Origin of the sequence: Thalassospira sp. MCCC 1A03138, assembly GCF_002115785.1 — a bacterium.
GTDB lineage: Bacteria > Pseudomonadota > Alphaproteobacteria > Rhodospirillales > Thalassospiraceae > Thalassospira.
Genome location: NZ_JFJY01000001.1, coordinates 935,930 through 953,379, shown reverse-complemented (window position 1 = coordinate 953,379; position 17,450 = coordinate 935,930). Strand labels below are relative to the sequence as shown.

The window sequence follows — 17,450 nt, the reverse complement described above, 5'->3', positions numbered from 1 at the left end:
GGTCGGATCAGATATCAAACAGGGCGGCCGTGATCTTTTGGCCCATCGGGGCCATCAGGTGACGGTCGCGTTGCGAGAGCCAGCGCATTTCGGCGATTTCGCGTGATGGGGTCAGGGTGCCGGTAAAGCGGGCGGCGAAGCATTGCATGCGGACAATCGTGCCGGTCGGCTGGTTATGGCCGCGACCGGCATGGATACCCAGCGGGCGGATCGATTTTTCGATCAGCGTCACGCCCAGTTCTTCGCGGATTTCACGGATCAGGGCTTCGATGGCGGTTTCGTCCGCATCAATCTTGCCACCGGGCAGGTAAAAACGATCCCGCCCGTGACTGCGCACCGAAAGGATTTTGCCGCCGTCGCGGAAAATCCAGTTGGCGGTTTCGACAATCCTTGGGGCTGGTCTGATAGCGTTCATCGTGATCCGCCCTGCTCAGAGGATGGCGACATCCAGCCCGATATCGACCGCCGGGGCCGATTGGGTGATGCGCCCGACCGAGACATAATCCACACCCGTCGCGGCAATCGCCCCGATGGTCTGAAGGTTTACACCACCCGATGCCTCTGTCTTGCAGCGACCCGCGACAATTGCAACCGCCTGACGGAGCATATCAGGGCCCATGTTATCAAGCAGGATGATATCGGCACCGGCGTCGGTGGCTTCACGGACCTGATCGAGCGTGTCGCATTCGACTTCGATCTTGGGCAGGTTGGCCGCACGCGCGGATTTCACGCATTCGGTGATCGAACCGACAACGCCGATATGGTTGTCCTTGATCATCACGCCGTCATAAAGACCCATGCGGTGGTTCTGCGCACCGCCCATGCGGGTGGCGTATTTTTCCATCTTGCGCCAGCCCGGAAGGGTTTTGCGGGTATCAAGCAATCTGGCGGTGGTATCGCCCATCGCCGTGACATAGGTGCGCGTGGTGGTGGCGATGCCAGACAGATGTTGCAGGGTATTAAGGGCTGTGCGTTCCGCAGTCAGGATGCCGCGCGCATTGCCTTCGACAACGGCAAGGACGTCCTTGGCGGCAATCGCATCGCCGTCTTCGCAATGTTTGGTGATTTTGGCGTCGGGGACCAGTTTGCGGAAACATTCAAGGGCGATATCCAGGCCAGCGACGACGATATCCTCGCGCGTTTCAAGGGCGACGCGCAGGCGCGCATCGGCGGGGATGACATTGTCCGATGTGATGTCGCCGGTGCCGATATCCTCGGCAAAGGCGCGGTCGATGAATTCGGAAATTTCAGCCGGGGTCAGGACGGTCATGGTGGGGCCGCATTCTTTGTGGGATGGGGATGGAAAACAGCCCCGCAAGTTGCTGCGGGGCTGCTGATCGGTTTGGCCTAGGCCGCGTTTTCTTTTTTCAGCGGAATGCCCTTTGACATTTCCAGCATCCGTTCAAGCGGCTTGACCGCGGCAACACGCAAATCTTCGGGCATGATGATCTGCGGGCCGTTATTGACCAGACACAGATACAGCTTTTCGAGCGTGTTCAGCTCCATGAACGGGCAGTTGTTGCACGCGCACGATCCATCGGCACCGGGCACGGGAATGAATTCCTTGTGCGGGGCGGCTTTTTCCATCTGGTGGATGATGTGGGGTTCGGTCGCGATCAGGTATTTCTGATCCGGGCCGTTGATCACATATTCCAGAATGGCGCGGGTCGAGCCGATGTGATCGGCATGTTTCAGAATGCCGTTATGGCATTCCGGGTGGGCGGCGATTTTCGCATCCGGGTTCTGGGTTTTAAGGCGGATCAGTTCGCGTTCGGAAAACTGTTCATGCACGATGCACGAGCCGTTCCACAGCGTCATGTCACGGCCGGTTTTTTTCGCCAGATAGGTGCCAAGATGGCGGTCCGGTGCCCACAGGATCGGTTTGTCGAGCGGGATCTGATCGATGATTTCGGCAGCGTTCGACGAGGTCACGATGATATCGGAGGCGGCCTTTACCTCGGCCGAGCAGTTGATATAGGTGACCGATACGTGATCGGGATGCTGTTCGCGAAATTTGCGGAAGGGTTCGGGCTGGCACGAATCTTCGAGCGAGCAGCCGGCCTTTGAGTCGGGCAGCAGCACGGTTTTGTTCGGGCTGAGGATTTTGGCGACCTCGGCCATAAAGCGCACACCGCAGAAGACGATGACATCGGCATCGGTTTCGGCGGCCTTGCGCGAAAGATCAAGGCTGTCACCGACAAAGTCGGCCAGGTCCTGAATTTCGCCGTCCTGATAATAATGGGCCAGAATGATCGCGTTTTTCTCTTTCTTCAGGCGGGCAATTTCCGCCTCAAGATCAAGGGTGGGATCAATCTGCATCTCGGACATTGCGCCGGGCGCAGCCTCGGCGATGGTGGCAATCTGGTTCATGGCGTCGTCTCATCTCGCCTGTTGCAAGCCGGAGATAAGCAGCGGGTCCCGGCATTGCAAGTTAATGACAGTTTGAAACCTCAATATCGCCATTGGGCCGGGATGGCAAGGAATTGGGGGATGACGGTGATCTTTGTTGAAGGGCACTTCACCGTAATATAATCGCCCGGCATATAACCGCGGGGGCAGCCGCGACCTGCTGGTACATATCTGCGTTGCAGAACGGGAAGTGTGCATTTGCCCGGGATGGGGGCATAACACGCGCAGATGATGCAGATGAGAGTCTTTGATATGGATTGGGTCCCTATAGCCTTTGGTACGTTCAAGGGTGTCGCGTTGGGCACGGGCATGTTCTTTGCCATCAAGTGGCATTACGATCAGGGCAAGAAGATCGGCAGGCGGAAGGTGCTGATTGCGAGTGCCAAGATGGTGGCAATCTTCGTGCTGGCGGTTCTGATCCTTGGGCTCGTTACCTTCGGGCTTGGTAGTATGCTTGGGCTTGATCTGAGTTACTGATCATCGCCGGGTTAAAGAACCGGATAAATAAATCGCAAAATAAAATCGGATTGCCGCGCGCTGGATCATTTTCGGTGCGATGGTTTTCTGTATCTATTCAAGGCGATATAAAAATAAAAAATATGTTCGTTGTATAAAATCAAAAAATATTCATATGATCAGACTTGGATATTTATTTCCAAATTTCATGGTCATTTCAATTTTTGTTTGAAATCAAACGTGGCAATGCGGGTTCGATCAGGAATTCGCAAGCGTCGCGCGTGAGGAAAACAAAAGCTGAAAAGCTGGCCACGGGAATGATCCCGTTGATTTTCCCGGATCAACGCGCCCTTGCGCGGTAGGAGCACTTTTTTGACAAACCGTACCACATCGAAAATCCTGAATTTCGCGCGGCCGTTCAGTCTGCGCGGGCTTGCGGAAGTTCTGCCAGCCGGGGCCTATAAGGTGATTACCGAAGAATCGCTTCCGGAAAACGTGACCTATCCGACCTATCAGTGGGTTTCGACCAAGATGCATCTGCATACCAATGCGGACCGTGGGGGCGACATCCGCATGATGAATGTCGATCCGCGTGATCTTGAAGTCGCCCATCTGCGCGATCAGAAAATGATGGATTCCCGCCCGCGGGTCGCGTTCTCCGCGCACAAATCCAACAACCGCGCCAAACGCGTCTTCTGATTCTGGTCCCCGGTCAGGAAAGCCTGACCGGTAAACCGCCCCGCATCAATCAGACCGAAAACCCGTAATATTCCCATTCCGCCGCACTGACCTTGAGTGCCATATGTTCGTATTCTGCCTGCTTTATGCGGGTGAAGGCGGTGTGGAAGCGTTCGCCCAGTGTGCGTTTGTTGAAATCGGACGCACCGAAGCGGTCAATGGCGTCTAGCCAATGGCGCGGCAGGTCGTTCGGGGCTTTGTCATGGCCGATTTCATCGGTGCTTGGTTTGCCGGGATCGGTTTTGTGTTCGATGCCGTCAAGGGCCGCCCCAAGGGTTACGGCGGCGACGAGATAGGGATTGGCATCAACGCCCGCGATGCGGTGTTCGAAATGCCGCGTCTTGCCCGGTGTGCCCGGCACACGAAGCGCCACGGTGCGGTTTTCAACACCCCAGTCATCGGATGCCGGGGAATACATGGCGGATGCAAAGCGGCGCCATGAATTCATGAAGGGGGCGAGGATCAGCATGGTTTCGCCAATCGTGCCGCGAATGCCGCCGATGGCGTTGAGCATAAGGGGGCTTAGTGCCCCGTCGGCCTGATCGGCAAACATGTTATTGCCGTTTTCATCCGCCAATGAGAGATGCAGATGCATGCCAGAACCGGCTTCGTTGCCGAACGGTTTGGGCATGAAGACGGCCTCCATCCCGAAACGGCGTGCTGCGGTGCGGATCAGGCGTTTGGCGATAATGACATCGTCGGCCGCGCGCATCAGATCGCGATAGCGGATGGTCATTTCATACTGGCCCGGACCATATTCGGAAATCAGGGTTTCCAGCGTCAGATCAAGATGTTTGGCACCCTCGTACACCGCATCAAAAAGCGGCGACATTTCATCGATTTCATCGACCGACATGGTGTTGCGCAGCGATGACCGGCGTTTGGTCATCGCATAGGATGCCGGATGATAAAGACCGCCCGCGTCCGCTTCGCGGTCCACCAGATAGAATTCCAGTTCGAACGCACCCATCGGGGCAAAGCCAAAGGCATTGGCGCGGTTGACCTGAGTGAGGAATACATTGCGTGGATCGACATCGTGCGGGGTTGCGTCCTCGTTATACATGCTGATCAGGAGCTGCCCCCGGCCCGTGTGGGGCAGATAGCCAAGCGTTCCGGGTACTGGCCAGCAACGACCATCTCCGCCACCGCCAGTTTGCACCAGCCCGCAATCATCGACATCCTCGCCGGTGACATCCTGCCCGAAGATCGAGGTTGGCAATCCGCGCCCGGATTTATAGATCGAGGCCAGTTCATGACGGCGGATCATCTTGCCGCGTCCGATGCCGTGAAAATCGGTCAGGATGATGTCGATGGCCTCGACATCGGGGTATTTGGCAAGGAATGCCTCGGCCTCAGAAAGGGTTGAACCACTGGGGGACGCGGCGGCCGGGGTGGGTGCATTGGACACGGACGGGATTCCTGATGAGGGGCGGTTTCTGGTTTTAGCCCTGATAACGGCGGAAGAAATAGCGATCCTGCGGGACGCCTTCGGGAAGCGGTTCGGCAATGGTGCCGGGCACGTCGATTTTCTGATCGGAGGCGACAATCGCGCCCTTGATCAGGGACGGCGGCAGGGTTTTGCCGATGAAAGCGGCGATTTTGGCGTTCAGGGCCTCGTCCCCGGTGCCGACATCGGAATGAACCAGTGCGACCTTGCCGGCAAAGCGTTCAACCGCCATCGGCAGGGTTTCGAAAATGTCGCCCAGAAACAGGTGATCATCATCGGGGATGCATTTGGGGTGGGCGGCGATCTGACGGTCAAAGACGAAGATTTCACGATCCGGCATGATTTCACGCAAGTGATCGAAGGTACGGCCATTGCCAAGCCCGATTTCAAGAACAATACCGTCATGGTCCTTGATCATTTCGGCGGCGGCATTCAGGCAGTCGCGCTGGGCCTGCAGGCGGCGGATGACGCTGTTAAGGCGGGACATTTATTCGTGTTCTCCGGACGGTGAATGTGAAATCGCGATGTAATCCGAAAGCGGCCCGGTGCAAGCAGGATTAAGCCGCACCGGGGCATAAGTCCTATCAGCCCTTGAAAACGGTGGCATCAAAGGCCGGAACGCGGGCACGGAAGGCATCAAGCCATGTGACGAGTGCGCCGTAAGTTTCGCGCCATCTGCCATCAAAACGCAGATCAAGATAGCCCAGTGCACAGGCAAGGGCGACATGGCCGATGGTCAGATCACCGGCAAGCGACGGCGGGTTGGCGTCAAGGTGATCCATGGCGCGTTTGACCTTGTCCGACTGATAGGAAAGCCAGTCGGCGGAGCGTTTTTCTTCGGGGCGCATGCGGTGTTCGTAGACCTGCAGGATCGAGGCATCGATGATGCCATCGCCAAGCGCCTGAAGGGTCAATGCCTCCCACCGGGCGTCGCTTTCGGTCGGGTGCAGGGTGACGCCATCGACCTGCGCGTCGAGATATTCGCAGATCACGCGGCTATCGAAAATCTTGCGGCCATCATCAAGGATCAGGATCGGGATTTTGCCCAGCGGGTTTTGTTCGCGGAGGCTGTCAGCCGGATCGTTGGTGTTGGCCAGTTCGATGGTCAATTGGTCGTAAATGCCAAGAATTTTGGCGGCGATTTTGACCTTGCGGCCAAAGGGTGACGGGTCGCTGGAGCGCAGGATCATGGGGTTCCTCCGATGAATTTCAACAAGTTGCCCGCAGTGTAAGGGGGAAATGCCGTTTCGAAGAACCCCAAATTTCGCGATTGTGGAAATCTGGCCCAGAAAGGGGCATCAGTCCCGGCGGTAATCCGGGGAATTGCCTTGTTCTGTGCCGGTTTCGCCCAGCCGGGCAAGGTGCAGTTCACGCGCCAGCCGGATGGAGGGCCGCAGGGCAAAACACACCGACCCGATGATGAAAAGCCACGTTCCGGCCTTCATCAGATCGTCATAGAGGAACATGATGCTGCCGATGGTAAACAGTACCGCAGCCAGCCAGTCGACCGAGGTATAGGCGATTTCATAGGCGCTATAGACCTGGCGGTGGCGTGAGGATGCGTCAAAGCGGCGGCTTCGGAAAAGCTTCATGGCGGACTCCCGTTTATGATGGGTTGCTTTGTCCGTAACGCATGAAGGCGGCAAACGTTCTTGAATATCTGGACTAACGCCGTGCGCGGGGATGAGTGCCGTGATAAACGGCCATCAGGCGTTCGGTATCGACCGAGGTATAGCGTTGGGTGGTCGAGAGCGAGGCGTGGCCGAGCAGATCCTGAATGGTGCGCAGATCACCACCACCGGCCAGAAGATGGGTGGCAAAGGAATGGCGCATGGCGTGCGGGGTGGCGGTATCGGGCAGGTTCAGAAGGGCGCGGATTTTGCGCATTTCGCGTTGGGCGACCTGTGCGACCAGCCGACCGCCGCGTGCGCCGACAAAGAGCGGCTCATTGCCGTTCGGGGCATAGGGACAGGTGTGGACATAATCCTCGATCGCGTCGCGCACGATCGGCAAAACCGGGACAAGGCGCTGTTTGTTGCCCTTGCCGGTGATGATCATCGAATCGCCCGTCGGGCGTTGATTGGCGTTAAGGTCCAGTGCCTCGGATATGCGCAACCCGCAGCCATATAGCAAGGTGAAAAGGGCAAGGTTGCGTTTGGCAAGCCAGGGTTCATCCTGCCACGCGCCGGCATTATCAAGGACGGCGATGGCATCCTGCGGGCTAAGCGGTTTGGGGACGGATTGCGGTAGTTTCGGATTGCGGATCGAATTGACCGCCGCGTTCTGGCCGCGCCCGGTACGATCCAGAAAGCGATAGAAATTACGCAGTGATGATAGGGCGCGCGCGGTGGAGCTTTTGGCCATGCCATCCATGCTGCGCCGGGCAAGCCAGCTTCGGAAGTCGCGCGGATTAAGTGCCAGAAGATCGGCAATACCGGGTGTATCACCGCGATGTTCCCGGACGAAACCAAGGAAGGAATAGAGATCGGCAAGATAATTTTCGGTGGTGTGGTCGGAAGCGCGGCGTTCGGCAGAAAGCCATTGCCGCCAATCGGCAATGGCATCGCGCACGTCATCGGGCAGGGTCAGGGCCATAAGCCCCTTATTCATTGCGCCGGTGTCAGCCATCGGCGGGCACCAAATTCGATCACGGAGGCCAGGAACATGATCAGGTCATGGGCCTGTGCCGGGCTGAAATAGTCAGGTTCGGCCACACCGAATGCCACCAGCCCGACCGGGTCGCCATAAAACGGTGCGAGACGGACAATGGCGGCGGACCGGATGTTATCGGCCTGCGGGCCAAAAATCGCCTCGTCCCCGGCATTGTCGGGCAGAAGCCAGACGTCGTTTTCCTCGCCCAGAACCTGATCAACCGCACCAGTTGTCAGGCGACGGACACGGCCGCCGCAACGCGGCACCGGGGCATCTTCGCTTTCTTCAAAGCACAATGCGATGGCATCAAGGTCAAGCAGTTCGGGCACAAGATCCTGCAGGGCTTCGACGAAAACCTCGAACCCGCGGGCATTGAGCAGGGCCAGAACCGCGCGATGGATGCGGCTTTGGGTTTCGAGGTTGGATTTGGAAATGTTGATCAGCTCGCTTGTGGCGCCGCGCAGCTTTTCGCGTTCATCGCGCAGACGGGCGACGACATATTGCTGCATGTCGGCAACCCCAGAACCCAGTTCGCGGACCGGCATGTCCAGACTATCGAGAAGGTCCGGCCGGTTGGCAAAAAAGTCGGGATGTTCGGCGAGGTAGGCCGCGACGTCGTCGGCGCGCAATGCTGTCTTTTCCATCTGATCCGGTAATTTGCAGTGAAACGAAAAACCCGGCAGCCACAATGCGGGCTGCCGGGTTAAATGCGTGTTAAGGACCGGTGATAAAACCGATCAAAAGCCGGGTTTTCGACCTTAAGGGGTTAACCTTAGAGGATCGACTGGCCGGTTTTCGCCCAATCGGCGACAAAGGTTTCAAGACCCTTGTCGGTCAGCGGGTGCTTGAAGAGCTGGCCAAGAACCTGCGGCGGGATGGTGACGACGTCGGCACCGAGACGGGCCGAATCGACAACATGCTGCGGGCCGCGTGCGGACGCGACGAGGATTTCGGTCTGCCAGTTCGGGTAGTTGTTGTAAACTTCGGCGATGTCGGCAATCAGCTGCATGCCATCGGACGAGATATCGTCAAGGCGGCCAACGAACGGCGAGACATAGGTCGCACCGGCTTTGGCAGCCAGAATGGCCTGACCGACCGAGAAGCAAAGGGTGACGTTGGTCTGGATGCCTTCATCGGTGAAGGTACGGCAGGCTTTGAGCCCATCCGGGGTCAGCGGCAGTTTGACGACGACATTGTCGGCGATTTTCGCAAGTTTGCGGCCTTCGGCAACCATGGTTTCATAGTCGGTCGCAGCAACTTCGGCGCTGACCGGGCCGTCAACCACGTCACAGATTTCCTTGATCAGATCAAGGAACGAACGGCCGGTTTTGGCAACCAGCGACGGGTTGGTGGTCACGCCATCAACGAGGCCGGATTTGGCGATTTCGCGGATTGCGTCGATGTCGGCGGTGTCGATGAAAAACTTCATTGGATTTCCTGCTCAGGAGCTTTTGAAGATCGTTGTTCGATGATGCGGTTAGCTGATAGGGTCCGGTTCCATTCAAATGACGGTACCAGACGCCCAGTGCTGTGGGACCGTTTTCTTTTGTGCCACAAGCCGGTTATGCATAATCATGCGACCAACCCAGAGGCATCCTGACGGGGTTTATAATATATGAGCGCCGCAAAGGCCATATCGGGAAATCTGTTTGATGATGATCCAGCCTTTCAGGTAACGGGTGAAACGATCAGCGTTCTGCCGCCGCTGCCATTGGCGGGCCCGTATGATTATCTTGTCCCCGAAGGCCTGAACGTTCAGCCCGGCGACTTTGTCGAAATTCCACTGGGCCGTCAGACCCAGCGCGGCGTCGTCTGGGGTAAGGCCAGGGGCGACGTCGATCCGGCCAAGCTGCGCGAAATTTATGGCGTTTTGCAGGCACCGCCAATGGCCGATGTGACGCGAAAGTTCGTCGATTGGGTGTCGGCCTATACCATGGCGCCGCAGGGGGCGGTGCTGCGCATGGCGATGAGCGTTTCTGATGCGCTGGAGCCGCCCAAGCCGATTTTCCGATTTACCCTTGCCGATGACAAAGACGGTGCCGCCGAAAGCGGCCTTCGCATGACGCCGCCGCGAAAGCGGGTGATGGCGTTTTTGCGCGACCATCCGCCGATGGAACAGGCCGATATCATGCGCGAAACCGGTGCCGGGGCGAGTGTGATCAAGGGGCTGGTCGAGGCAGGTGTCGTGCGGCGTTTGATGGTCACCCCGCCATCTCCGTTTGACGACCCCGACCTTGATATTGCGCGCCCGCATTTGTCGGATGCGCAGGAACGCGCGGCGGACATGCTGTGTGCCAAGGTGGCGGGGGATGGTTTTTCGGTCACGTTACTTGATGGTGTGACCGGGTCGGGCAAGACCGAGGTATATTTCGAGGCGATCCGCACCGCGTTGGAAAGCGGGAAGCAGGTGGTGGTCCTGTTGCCGGAAATCGCCCTTTCGGCGCAGTGGTTGCAGCGGTTCCGTGACCGATTCGGCGTTGAGCCGGCGCTTTGGCATTCCGAAGTCGGGCAGGCACGGCGGCGCGATACATGGCGGTCGGTGGCCGATGGGTCGGCAAAGCTGGTGGTCGGGGCACGGTCGGCGCTGTTTCTGCCCTATGCCAATCTCGGCCTGATCGTGGTGGATGAAGAACACGAACATGCCTTCAAGCAGGAAGACGGCGTGATTTATCATGCGCGGGATATGGCGGTGGCACGCGCGCATCTGGGCGGGATACCGGCCATTCTGGCGTCCGCCACCCCGTCGCTGGAGACTTTGGCGAATGTCGAAGCCGGTCGGTATGAGCGGGTCGAGCTTTCAGAACGGCACGGTATGGCGGTTTTGCCAAGTGTCGAGATTGTCGATATCCGGCAGGACAGGCCGGAACGGCAACGCTGGATCACGCCGACCCTGAAAAAGCGGCTGGCGGAGACATTTGCCGCCGGGGAACAGGCGATGCTGTTCCTGAACCGGCGGGGTTATGCGCCGCTGACCCTTTGCCGGGCCTGCGGGCATCGGTTCCAATGCCCGAATTGTACGGCGTGGCTGGTGGAGCACCGGGCATGGGGCAAATTGCAATGTCACCATTGCGGCTATCAGGCCAAGGCACCCGATAGCTGCCCGGCCTGCGGGGCGGAGGAAAAGCTTGCTGCATGCGGGCCGGGGGTGGAACGGCTTTATGAGGAAGCGGTCGAGACATTCCCGCAAATTCGCATCGAGGTCGCGACATCGGACAATATCGCCGGGCCAAAGGCCGCGGCCGAGCTTGTCAACCGGGTGCATAACCATGAAGTTGATCTGCTGATCGGCACGCAGATATTGGCCAAGGGCTATCATTTCCCGATGCTGACCCTTGTGGGGGTTGTTGACGCCGATCTTGGCCTTGCGGGCGGGGATTTGCGCGCGGCTGAACGCAGTTATCAGTTGATGACCCAGGTGGCAGGACGTGCAGGGCGAGGTGAGCGGCCCGGCACGGTATTGCTGCAAACCGCCGATCCGTCAAACCGGGTGATCAAGGCGATTGCAGCGGGGGATCGCGATGCGTTTAACGAGGTTGAATTATCCCAGCGCATGACACATGGCATGCCGCCGCATGGAAGGTTGGCGGCCCTGATCATTTCGGGGAAAAAGGAAAACGAGGTCGATGAAGCCGCATGGCGGATTGGCCGGGCAGCCCCAAGGGGTGATGGCATTGTCGTTCTGGGACCGGCCCCGGCCCCGTTATCGTTGCTGCGCGGGCGGTATCGCCGCCGTTTCCTGATCCGGGCGGATAAACAGGTGCGGTTGCAGGCGATGATCCATGACTGGTTATCAAAGGTGAAAACACCGGGCAGTGTCCGGGTGCAGATCGATATTGATCCTTACAGCTTCATGTAGGATCAGTTCTGATTCAGTTCTGATATTGGGACTGCCACCAGTCGAGCCCGTCCGGGCCGAGGTAATCCTGAAAGATGGTGGCGAGGCGGCCGTCATTGCGCATTTCGCGGATGATCTGGTCATAGCGTTCGAGAAAACCGTCCTTGTCCGGATAGTCGGAGGCGGTTGTGAAGACGTTATAATAGGGCGCACGGCGAAGCGGCGGATAGATGAAGGCAATTTTTTCGCGCTGTCCGCTGCGCAGGGTTTCGTAAAGCGTGCTGAGGTAATTGACCGGCACGACATCAAAGCGGTTCTGAAGCAGCATCGGGATCAGCAGATCGTTCTTGGCGACGACTTCGATATCAAGCCCGGATTGCCAGAAGGTATCGGTATAGGAATATTCCGCCGCCGCCCCGACGCGGTGGCGCGCCAGATCGGAAAAATCATTAAAGGTGATTCGGTCGCGGTCTTCGGCGCGCACGGCAAAGCGCCAATCGAGCAGAAGATGGGCTTCCTGGGGATATTGCAGATACTGGCTGCGTTCGGCGTTTTGCGACAGGGTCAGGACGATATCGCTGCTGCCGGTCTGGGCATTATGCAGAAGGCGGCGGCCATTATCGACAAGCTGAAAACGGTAATCGGTGATGCCCATGTCGTTCAGGACTTCGGTCATGATGTCGATATCAATCCCGCGCGGATCGCCATCGACCATCCATTTCAGCGGGGCTTCGGACAGACCTTCGATGATCAGGGTGCGGGCGGAGACGGTCGTTGAAAAGGCCGCGATCAGCATGGCCGCAATCAGGGCGCACATGCCCGGCAGGTGATATCGCAATGATCCCGCCATCGGCATAAAGTCCCGGCATCGCAGCATATATTGTCTCCCGTCGTGAATGCGGGTTATGGATATCGGTAACTTTTTAAATCCCATGGATAAGATTTGATGACGAATGTTAAAAATTCAACAAACGTGACCGAAAGTCAGCAAAGCATATGTGACTGGGCCGAGGGTATTTTTGGCCCGGTGGCCGATCCCCGGGCGCTTGTTACGCGTGCGATGATGGAAATGAAGGAACTTGATGAAGCCGTGGCGGACCGCGATCTTTCGGAAATCGGGCGCGAGGCGGCGGATGTGATGATTTTGCTGTATCGGCTGGTGGATCAGTTCGGTCTGGACCTTGATCGTGAAGTGCAGGCAAAGATGGCGATCAACCGTGCACGCAAATGGTCGGCCAAGGGGGATGGCACCGGATCGCATATCTAGAGATATCCGGAATATCTGGGGATCATAACGTGAGCTATACGCTGTTTTATGCGCCGGGGGCCGCCAGCATGGCGGTGCACTGGATGCTGATCGAGCTTGGTGTGCCGTTTGAGACGGTGCTGGTTGATATCGAGAGCAGCGCGCCGCGTGATCCGCAATATCTTCGGCTTAATCCATCGGGCCGGGTGCCGACACTGGTAATGGATGGTGTGGCGTACGGCGAATCAGTTGCCCATATCATGATGCTTGCCGAACGGCATCCGGGATCGGGGCTTGTGCCCGATGCGGGAAGTCCGGGGCGGGACGAGTGGCTGCAATTGACGATCTATATCGCCAATACCCTGATGCCGGCGATGCGTGACTGGCTTTATGCCGCCAAGGATGGCGACCCGGAAGGAGCGCAAGCGGTCAAGGCATTGGCGGAAAGGCGAATCCGGTCCGTGTGGGATGATTTCGAAAAGCGCCTTTCGGGTGGTGGCGATTACCTTTTGGGGGATCGGTTCGGCACGGTGGATATGCTGGCCGTGATGCTGATGCGCTGGTCACGCCATATGGAATGTGCCGCGACCGGGCGGCCGATCCTGCGGCGCTATATTGATCGGATCATCACGCGCCCGTCCTATATCGAGCTTAACATGCGCGAAGGATTGTCCGGCTGGCAGCTGTGACGGGCCAGCCGGACCGGTGATCGAGGGGGCTGCCAGCCAATATCAGTTGGCGCTGTAGACCTTGCTGGACTTGCTGGTGAGCCACGCCGGGATCGATTGCTTGTTCGGGCCGATGGTGGCGCTGCTGAAACTGTCGGCTTCGAGATAGACGTGGGTGGGGTTGATGCCCTCCGGGCTCATCCAGCTATCGGATGGCACATCTTCGGCCGGGGTTTCGGAAAGCGGGCCGGTGACCGCATCGCAGGCGATTTTGTAAACCGTGGTTTTACCGCCGAATGCATTGAGGCGGCTATCAGCCATGGCCTTGTAATCCGCCGATGTCAGATCGACGAAAACCGAAAGGGCGGTTCCGGCCTGATCCTGATCATCGTAATAGGCGCGCGAGGCGGATGGCACGAAGGGGCTTGCAGTACCGGTTTCGACAAAACGGAAATAGCCGGTGCTACATGCGAAGGCGTTTATCGGCAGCAAAAGGGCAAGCCCGGCTATCAGTAGACCGGTCAGGCCGGACATTTGGGACAGTTTCATTTAAATCTCCTTGGCGATGATATGACTGTCCAGAAGTGACGTTTGATGCGGTCAGATGTGATGTCGATTACAGTATTGGCGGGCAAAAGCCGGTTATCGATCAGCGGTTGCACGGGCAGCTTTGAACGAAAAAACGGGGATTCGTTCCCAAAAGGTGATTTTTGCGCGCTACAATCCGCGGAGAGCGTGAGAGGCGGCATTATAAAATAGTTGTAAAACGCCTCGAAACGCGAGCGATCCGGGGCTGTTTTGTCCCAACTTCAGTAAAGAATGAAAAAGACCGCCCAAATGGCGTTGCGCGGGGGTTGCCCCTGTCATGGACATGTGATACCAAACGCTCGCTTCTCGGCGGGAACACCTTCCGAGAGACCATTTTTTTATACGTATCCGAGTCGTTCTCATAACCAGAATTGAGGGCTTTCACCGGTGTCCCAAAATACTGCCGCGACCGGGCTTCAAGGGCGTTACGCCACAGCATTATTCGAATTGGCCCAGTCGGCCGATGCGCTTGATGCTGTCAAAAGCGATCTTGAATTGCTCGACCAGGCCATCGTCGAAAGCGATGACCTGCGGAATGTGCTCCGTAGTCCCGTGATTTCCCGGGATGTGCAGGCCAAGGCAATGGCGGCCCTTCTGGACAAGCTTGGCGTTTCCGAGTTGACCAAGAAGACCGTTGGCGTTCTGTGTCAGAAACGCCGCCTTTTCGTTCTGCCGGATGTTATCAGTTCCTACCTTTCCATGCTCTCAGCTTTCAAAGGCGAAGTGACCGCACAGGTGACGTCGGCTTCCGAGCTGAAGAAAGAGCAAATCGAAGCCGTTACCGGCGCTCTTAAAGAAGTTGTCGGTGCCACTGTCAAAGTGGACCTGAATGTCGATCCGGCGGTTCTTGGCGGCCTTGTCGTCAAGGTCGGTTCCCGGGTTTTTGATGCCTCGCTTCGTACCAAATTGCAGAAGCTCGAGCTCGCTATGAAAGGGGTTGCGTGATGGAAATCCGCGCCGCGGAAATCTCCGCTATTCTTAAGGATCAGATCGCCAATTTTGGCGCTGAAGCCGAAGTTGCCGAAGTCGGTCAGGTTCTGTCTGTCGGTGACGGTATCGCCCGTGTTCATGGTCTTGACAATGTTCAGGCCGGTGAACTGGTCGACTTCCCGGGTGGCATCAAGGGCATGGCCCTGAACCTTGAGGAAGACAACGTCGGTATCGTTATTTTCGGTTCTGACCGTACCATCAAGGAAGGCGACCAGGTCAAGCGTACCGGTGCCATCGTTGACGTGCCGGTTGGCAAGGAGCTGCTGGGCCGTGTTGTTGACGCGCTTGGCAATCCGATCGACGGTAAAGGTGAACTGGGTGCGAAAGAACGTCGCCTTGCTGACGTCAAGGCACCGGGCATCATCCCGCGTAAATCGGTTCATGAGCCGGTTCAGACCGGTATCAAGTCGATTGACTCGCTGATCCCGATTGGCCGTGGCCAGCGCGAGCTGATCATTGGTGACCGTCAGACCGGTAAAACCGCGATCATCATCGATACCATTCTGAACCAGAAGCCGGTGAACGATGCCGCGAAATCCGACAGCGACAAGATGTTCTGCATCTATGTTGCGGTTGGCCAGAAACGTTCGACCGTTGCACAGGTTGTCAAGGTTCTTGAAGAACGTGGCGCGATGGAAAACACCATCGTTGTTGCCGCGACCGCTTCGGACCCGGCGCCGATGCAGTTCCTGGCACCGTTCGTTGCCTGCGCAATGGGTGAATATTTCCGCGACAATGGCATGCATGCCACCATCTTCTATGATGATCTGTCGAAACAGGCTGTTGCCTATCGCCAGATGTCGCTGCTGCTGCGCCGCCCGCCGGGACGTGAAGCTTTCCCGGGCGACGTTTTCTATCTGCACTCCCGTCTGCTGGAACGTGCTGCGAAAATGAATGACGAAAACGGCGCTGGCTCGCTGACCGCTCTGCCGGTTATCGAAACCCAGGGTAACGACGTTTCGGCGTTTATTCCGACCAACGTGATTTCGATCACCGACGGTCAGATCTTCCTTGAAACCGACCTGTTCTATAAGGGCGTTCGCCCGGCTGTGAACGTTGGTCTGTCAGTTTCGCGTGTGGGTTCGTCCGCTCAGATCAAGGCAATGAAACAGGTTGCCGGTTCGATCAAGCTGGAACTTGCCCAGTATCGTGAAATGGAAGCTTTCGCACAGTTCGCATCGGATCTTGATCCGGCGACCCAGAAACTGCTGGCACGTGGCGCACGTCTGACGGAACTGCTCAAGCAGCCGCAGTATTCGCCGCTTAAAGTGGAAGAACAGGTTGTTGTGATCTATGCCGGTGTTAAGGGTTACCTTGACGGTGTGGAAGTTGGCAAAATTCGTGCTTTCGAAGAACAGTTCCTGAACGATATCCGTTCGACCGGTTCTGACATTCTTGATGCGATCCGCACCGAGAAGGTTCTTTCGGAAGCCACCGAAACGAAGCTCAAAGCGTTCCTCGACAAGTTCGCGAAAACCTTCGCGTAAGTCTGAAATTTAGGCGAAGGAGGAAACGCAATGGCTAGTTTGAAGGATCTGCGCTCGCGCATTGCCAGCGTCAAATCGACGAAGAAAATTACTTCGGCGATGAAGATGGTGGCAGCCTCCAAGCTCCGCCGTTCGCAGGATGCAGCGGAAGCAGCCCGTCCCTATGCGGATCGCATGGGGACGATGCTGGGACGGCTTGCAGCCGCGGTTGGTGGTGCACAGGGGGCACCGAAGCTTCTGGCAGGTACCGGCAAGGATGATGTGCATCTGCTCGTCGTCTTTACCGCGGACCGTGGCCTTTGCGGTGGTTTCAACGCATCGATCATCAAAGCGACCCGTATCAAGGTCCGCGCCCTTCGCGCGGCTGGCAAAACGGTGAAGCTGATCTGTGTTGGCCGCAAGGGTGCCGATGCGCTCAAGCGTGAATTTGGTGACGCGATTGTCGCCCGGTATACTGGCGTCGAGGGCAAGAAGGGGATTGATTTCTCTGCTGCTACCGACGTTGCTGACAAAGTTCTGGCGCTGTACGAAGAAGGCGAATTTGACGTCTGCTCGATCTTCTATAACAAGTTCGTGTCAGCAATTTCGCAAGTCGTGACCGAACAGCAGCTGGTACCGTTCGCGGTGCCGGAAGCCGACGGGCAGGAAGAAGCTACCGGTTCTTCTGCGGTTTATGAATATGAGCCGTCTGAAGAAGCCATTCTGGCTGATCTGCTGCCGCGTAATGTCGGGGTCCAGATTTTCGGTGCGATGCTGGAAAGCAGTGCATCCGAGCACGGTGCGCGTATGTCCGCGATGGATAACGCAACCCGCAATGCCGGCGATATGATCGACCGACTGAGCATCCAGTACAACCGCTCACGTCAGGCCCAGATCACCAACGAACTGATTGAAATCATTTCCGGCGCCGAGGCTTTGTAAGCGGGTCGCAGGA

General features: G+C 57.4%; 20 protein-coding genes. 8 read left to right on the top strand and 12 right to left on the bottom strand.

The window, feature by feature from the left end:
• Positions 1 to 7: 7 nt before the first annotated feature.
• The 3 genes from TH468_RS04450 to nadA all read right to left on the bottom strand — a co-directional run bounded on the left by TH468_RS04450 (position 8) and on the right by nadA (position 2,370).
• Entirely contained in the window at positions 8 to 415 is a 408-nt protein-coding gene (locus TH468_RS04450) for an NUDIX domain-containing protein (RefSeq protein ID WP_085642339.1), read from the bottom strand.
• A 15-nt stretch (positions 416 to 430) separates the two neighbouring features.
• A complete protein-coding gene (nadC, locus tag TH468_RS04445; RefSeq protein ID WP_085642338.1) occupies positions 431 to 1,270 on the bottom strand; it encodes a carboxylating nicotinate-nucleotide diphosphorylase in 840 nt (279 codons plus the stop codon).
• Between the two features lie 77 nt (positions 1,271 to 1,347).
• The gene (nadA, locus tag TH468_RS04440; RefSeq protein WP_139834628.1) at positions 1,348 to 2,370 is read right to left on the bottom strand and encodes a quinolinate synthase NadA; all 1,023 of its coding nucleotides are present in this window, start codon (positions 2,368 to 2,370) and stop codon (positions 1,348 to 1,350) included.
• Between the two features lie 291 nt (positions 2,371 to 2,661).
• Between nadA and TH468_RS04435 the strand changes: the two genes are divergently transcribed.
• A complete protein-coding gene (locus tag TH468_RS04435; RefSeq protein ID WP_168177066.1) occupies positions 2,662 to 2,886 on the top strand; it encodes a hypothetical protein in 225 nt (74 codons plus the stop codon).
• A 351-nt stretch (positions 2,887 to 3,237) separates the two neighbouring features.
• Positions 3,238 to 3,564: a hypothetical protein gene (locus tag TH468_RS04430; protein WP_085642336.1), complete on the top strand. Its 327-nt coding sequence runs from the start codon at positions 3,238 to 3,240 to the stop codon at positions 3,562 to 3,564.
• A 49-nt stretch (positions 3,565 to 3,613) separates the two neighbouring features.
• Here the strand turns inward: TH468_RS04430 and TH468_RS04425 are convergent, their stop codons facing one another.
• From TH468_RS04425 to fsa, 7 genes are all read right to left on the bottom strand, one after another.
• On the bottom strand, positions 3,614 to 5,011 hold the full coding sequence (locus tag TH468_RS04425) for a glutamine synthetase family protein (RefSeq protein ID WP_085642335.1): 1,398 nt from the start codon (positions 5,009 to 5,011) through the stop codon (positions 3,614 to 3,616).
• Positions 5,012 to 5,045: 34 nt separating this feature from the next.
• Positions 5,046 to 5,537, bottom strand: a complete 492-nt coding sequence (locus TH468_RS04420; RefSeq protein WP_085642334.1) for a class I SAM-dependent methyltransferase — start codon at positions 5,535 to 5,537, stop codon at positions 5,046 to 5,048.
• Positions 5,538 to 5,634: 97 nt separating this feature from the next.
• Positions 5,635 to 6,240, bottom strand: a complete 606-nt coding sequence (locus TH468_RS04415) for a glutathione S-transferase N-terminal domain-containing protein (protein ID WP_085642333.1) — start codon at positions 6,238 to 6,240, stop codon at positions 5,635 to 5,637.
• Positions 6,241 to 6,348: 108 nt separating this feature from the next.
• The gene (locus TH468_RS04410) at positions 6,349 to 6,642 is read right to left on the bottom strand and encodes a YrhK family protein (RefSeq protein WP_085642332.1); all 294 of its coding nucleotides are present in this window, start codon (positions 6,640 to 6,642) and stop codon (positions 6,349 to 6,351) included.
• Between the two features lie 73 nt (positions 6,643 to 6,715).
• Positions 6,716 to 7,678 carry a tyrosine recombinase XerC gene (locus tag TH468_RS04405; protein WP_085642331.1) on the bottom strand — a complete coding sequence of 321 codons (963 nt, stop codon included), beginning with the start codon at positions 7,676 to 7,678 and terminating at the stop codon, positions 6,716 to 6,718.
• Positions 7,657 to 8,346 carry a DUF484 family protein gene (locus TH468_RS04400; protein WP_085642330.1) on the bottom strand — a complete coding sequence of 230 codons (690 nt, stop codon included), beginning with the start codon at positions 8,344 to 8,346 and terminating at the stop codon, positions 7,657 to 7,659. Before TH468_RS04400 ends, TH468_RS04405 begins: the two co-directional genes overlap by 22 nt.
• A 128-nt stretch (positions 8,347 to 8,474) precedes the next feature.
• The gene (fsa, locus tag TH468_RS04395) at positions 8,475 to 9,131 is read right to left on the bottom strand and encodes a fructose-6-phosphate aldolase (RefSeq protein WP_037990470.1); all 657 of its coding nucleotides are present in this window, start codon (positions 9,129 to 9,131) and stop codon (positions 8,475 to 8,477) included.
• 186 nt (positions 9,132 to 9,317) lie between these two features.
• Here fsa and TH468_RS04390 point away from each other — a divergent pair, with 186 nt between their 5' ends.
• Positions 9,318 to 11,558 (top strand): primosomal protein N', encoded by a 2,241-nt coding sequence (locus TH468_RS04390; RefSeq protein ID WP_085642329.1) that lies wholly within the window; start codon positions 9,318 to 9,320, stop codon positions 11,556 to 11,558.
• Positions 11,559 to 11,571: 13 nt separating this feature from the next.
• On the opposite strand, the gene TH468_RS04385 is transcribed toward TH468_RS04390, so the two are convergent.
• Entirely contained in the window at positions 11,572 to 12,414 is an 843-nt protein-coding gene (locus tag TH468_RS04385) for an ABC transporter substrate-binding protein (protein WP_085642328.1), read from the bottom strand.
• A gap of 69 nt (positions 12,415 to 12,483) precedes the next feature.
• On the opposite strand from TH468_RS04385, the gene TH468_RS04380 reads away from it, so the two are divergent.
• A complete protein-coding gene (locus tag TH468_RS04380; RefSeq protein WP_210402205.1) occupies positions 12,484 to 12,804 on the top strand; it encodes a nucleotide pyrophosphohydrolase in 321 nt (106 codons plus the stop codon).
• A gap of 29 nt (positions 12,805 to 12,833) precedes the next feature.
• Positions 12,834 to 13,472 carry a glutathione S-transferase family protein gene (locus tag TH468_RS04375; protein ID WP_085642327.1) on the top strand — a complete coding sequence of 213 codons (639 nt, stop codon included), beginning with the start codon at positions 12,834 to 12,836 and terminating at the stop codon, positions 13,470 to 13,472.
• A gap of 42 nt (positions 13,473 to 13,514) precedes the next feature.
• Here TH468_RS04375 and TH468_RS04370 read toward each other — a convergent pair whose 3' ends face one another.
• Entirely contained in the window at positions 13,515 to 14,000 is a 486-nt protein-coding gene (locus TH468_RS04370) for a hypothetical protein (RefSeq protein ID WP_085642326.1), read from the bottom strand.
• Between the two features lie 426 nt (positions 14,001 to 14,426).
• On the opposite strand from TH468_RS04370, the gene TH468_RS04365 reads away from it, so the two are divergent.
• The 3 genes from TH468_RS04365 to TH468_RS04355 are packed head-to-tail and all read left to right on the top strand — an operon-like array spanning position 14,427 to position 17,437.
• Positions 14,427 to 14,984 (top strand): F0F1 ATP synthase subunit delta, encoded by a 558-nt coding sequence (locus tag TH468_RS04365; protein ID WP_007089181.1) that lies wholly within the window; start codon positions 14,427 to 14,429, stop codon positions 14,982 to 14,984.
• The gene (atpA, locus tag TH468_RS04360; protein ID WP_007089180.1) at positions 14,984 to 16,516 is read left to right on the top strand and encodes a F0F1 ATP synthase subunit alpha; all 1,533 of its coding nucleotides are present in this window, start codon (positions 14,984 to 14,986) and stop codon (positions 16,514 to 16,516) included. The genes TH468_RS04365 and atpA overlap by 1 nt, the downstream gene beginning before the upstream one ends.
• A gap of 30 nt (positions 16,517 to 16,546) precedes the next feature.
• Positions 16,547 to 17,437 carry a F0F1 ATP synthase subunit gamma gene (locus tag TH468_RS04355; RefSeq protein ID WP_007089179.1) on the top strand — a complete coding sequence of 297 codons (891 nt, stop codon included), beginning with the start codon at positions 16,547 to 16,549 and terminating at the stop codon, positions 17,435 to 17,437.
• The last annotated feature ends 13 nt before the right edge of the window (positions 17,438 to 17,450 follow it).

Excerpts from the sequence above, each read along its gene's own strand:
- fsa (WP_037990470.1), bottom strand. The coding sequence starts at position 9,131 with ATGAAGTTTTTCATCGACACCGCCGACATCGACGCAATCCGCGAAATC.
- TH468_RS04400 (WP_085642330.1), bottom strand. The coding sequence starts at position 8,346 with ATGGAAAAGACAGCATTGCGCGCCGACGACGTCGCGGCCTACCTCGCC.
- TH468_RS04450 (WP_085642339.1), bottom strand. The coding sequence starts at position 415 with ATGAACGCTATCAGACCAGCCCCAAGGATTGTCGAAACCGCCAACTGG.
- TH468_RS04380 (WP_210402205.1), top strand. The coding sequence starts at position 12,484 with ATGACGAATGTTAAAAATTCAACAAACGTGACCGAAAGTCAGCAAAGC.
- TH468_RS04385 (WP_085642328.1), bottom strand. The coding sequence starts at position 12,414 with ATGCTGCGATGCCGGGACTTTATGCCGATGGCGGGATCATTGCGATAT.
- TH468_RS04390 (WP_085642329.1), top strand. The coding sequence starts at position 9,318 with ATGAGCGCCGCAAAGGCCATATCGGGAAATCTGTTTGATGATGATCCA.
- TH468_RS04435 (WP_168177066.1), top strand. The coding sequence starts at position 2,662 with ATGGATTGGGTCCCTATAGCCTTTGGTACGTTCAAGGGTGTCGCGTTG.
- TH468_RS04355 (WP_007089179.1), top strand. The coding sequence starts at position 16,547 with ATGGCTAGTTTGAAGGATCTGCGCTCGCGCATTGCCAGCGTCAAATCG.
- nadC (WP_085642338.1), bottom strand. The coding sequence starts at position 1,270 with ATGACCGTCCTGACCCCGGCTGAAATTTCCGAATTCATCGACCGCGCC.
- nadA (WP_139834628.1), bottom strand. The coding sequence starts at position 2,370 with ATGAACCAGATTGCCACCATCGCCGAGGCTGCGCCCGGCGCAATGTCC.
- TH468_RS04415 (WP_085642333.1), bottom strand. The coding sequence starts at position 6,240 with ATGATCCTGCGCTCCAGCGACCCGTCACCCTTTGGCCGCAAGGTCAAA.
- atpA (WP_007089180.1), top strand. The coding sequence starts at position 14,984 with ATGGAAATCCGCGCCGCGGAAATCTCCGCTATTCTTAAGGATCAGATC.
- TH468_RS04410 (WP_085642332.1), bottom strand. The coding sequence starts at position 6,642 with ATGAAGCTTTTCCGAAGCCGCCGCTTTGACGCATCCTCACGCCACCGC.
- TH468_RS04405 (WP_085642331.1), bottom strand. The coding sequence starts at position 7,678 with ATGGCTGACACCGGCGCAATGAATAAGGGGCTTATGGCCCTGACCCTG.
- TH468_RS04420 (WP_085642334.1), bottom strand. The coding sequence starts at position 5,537 with ATGTCCCGCCTTAACAGCGTCATCCGCCGCCTGCAGGCCCAGCGCGAC.
- TH468_RS04370 (WP_085642326.1), bottom strand. The coding sequence starts at position 14,000 with ATGAAACTGTCCCAAATGTCCGGCCTGACCGGTCTACTGATAGCCGGG.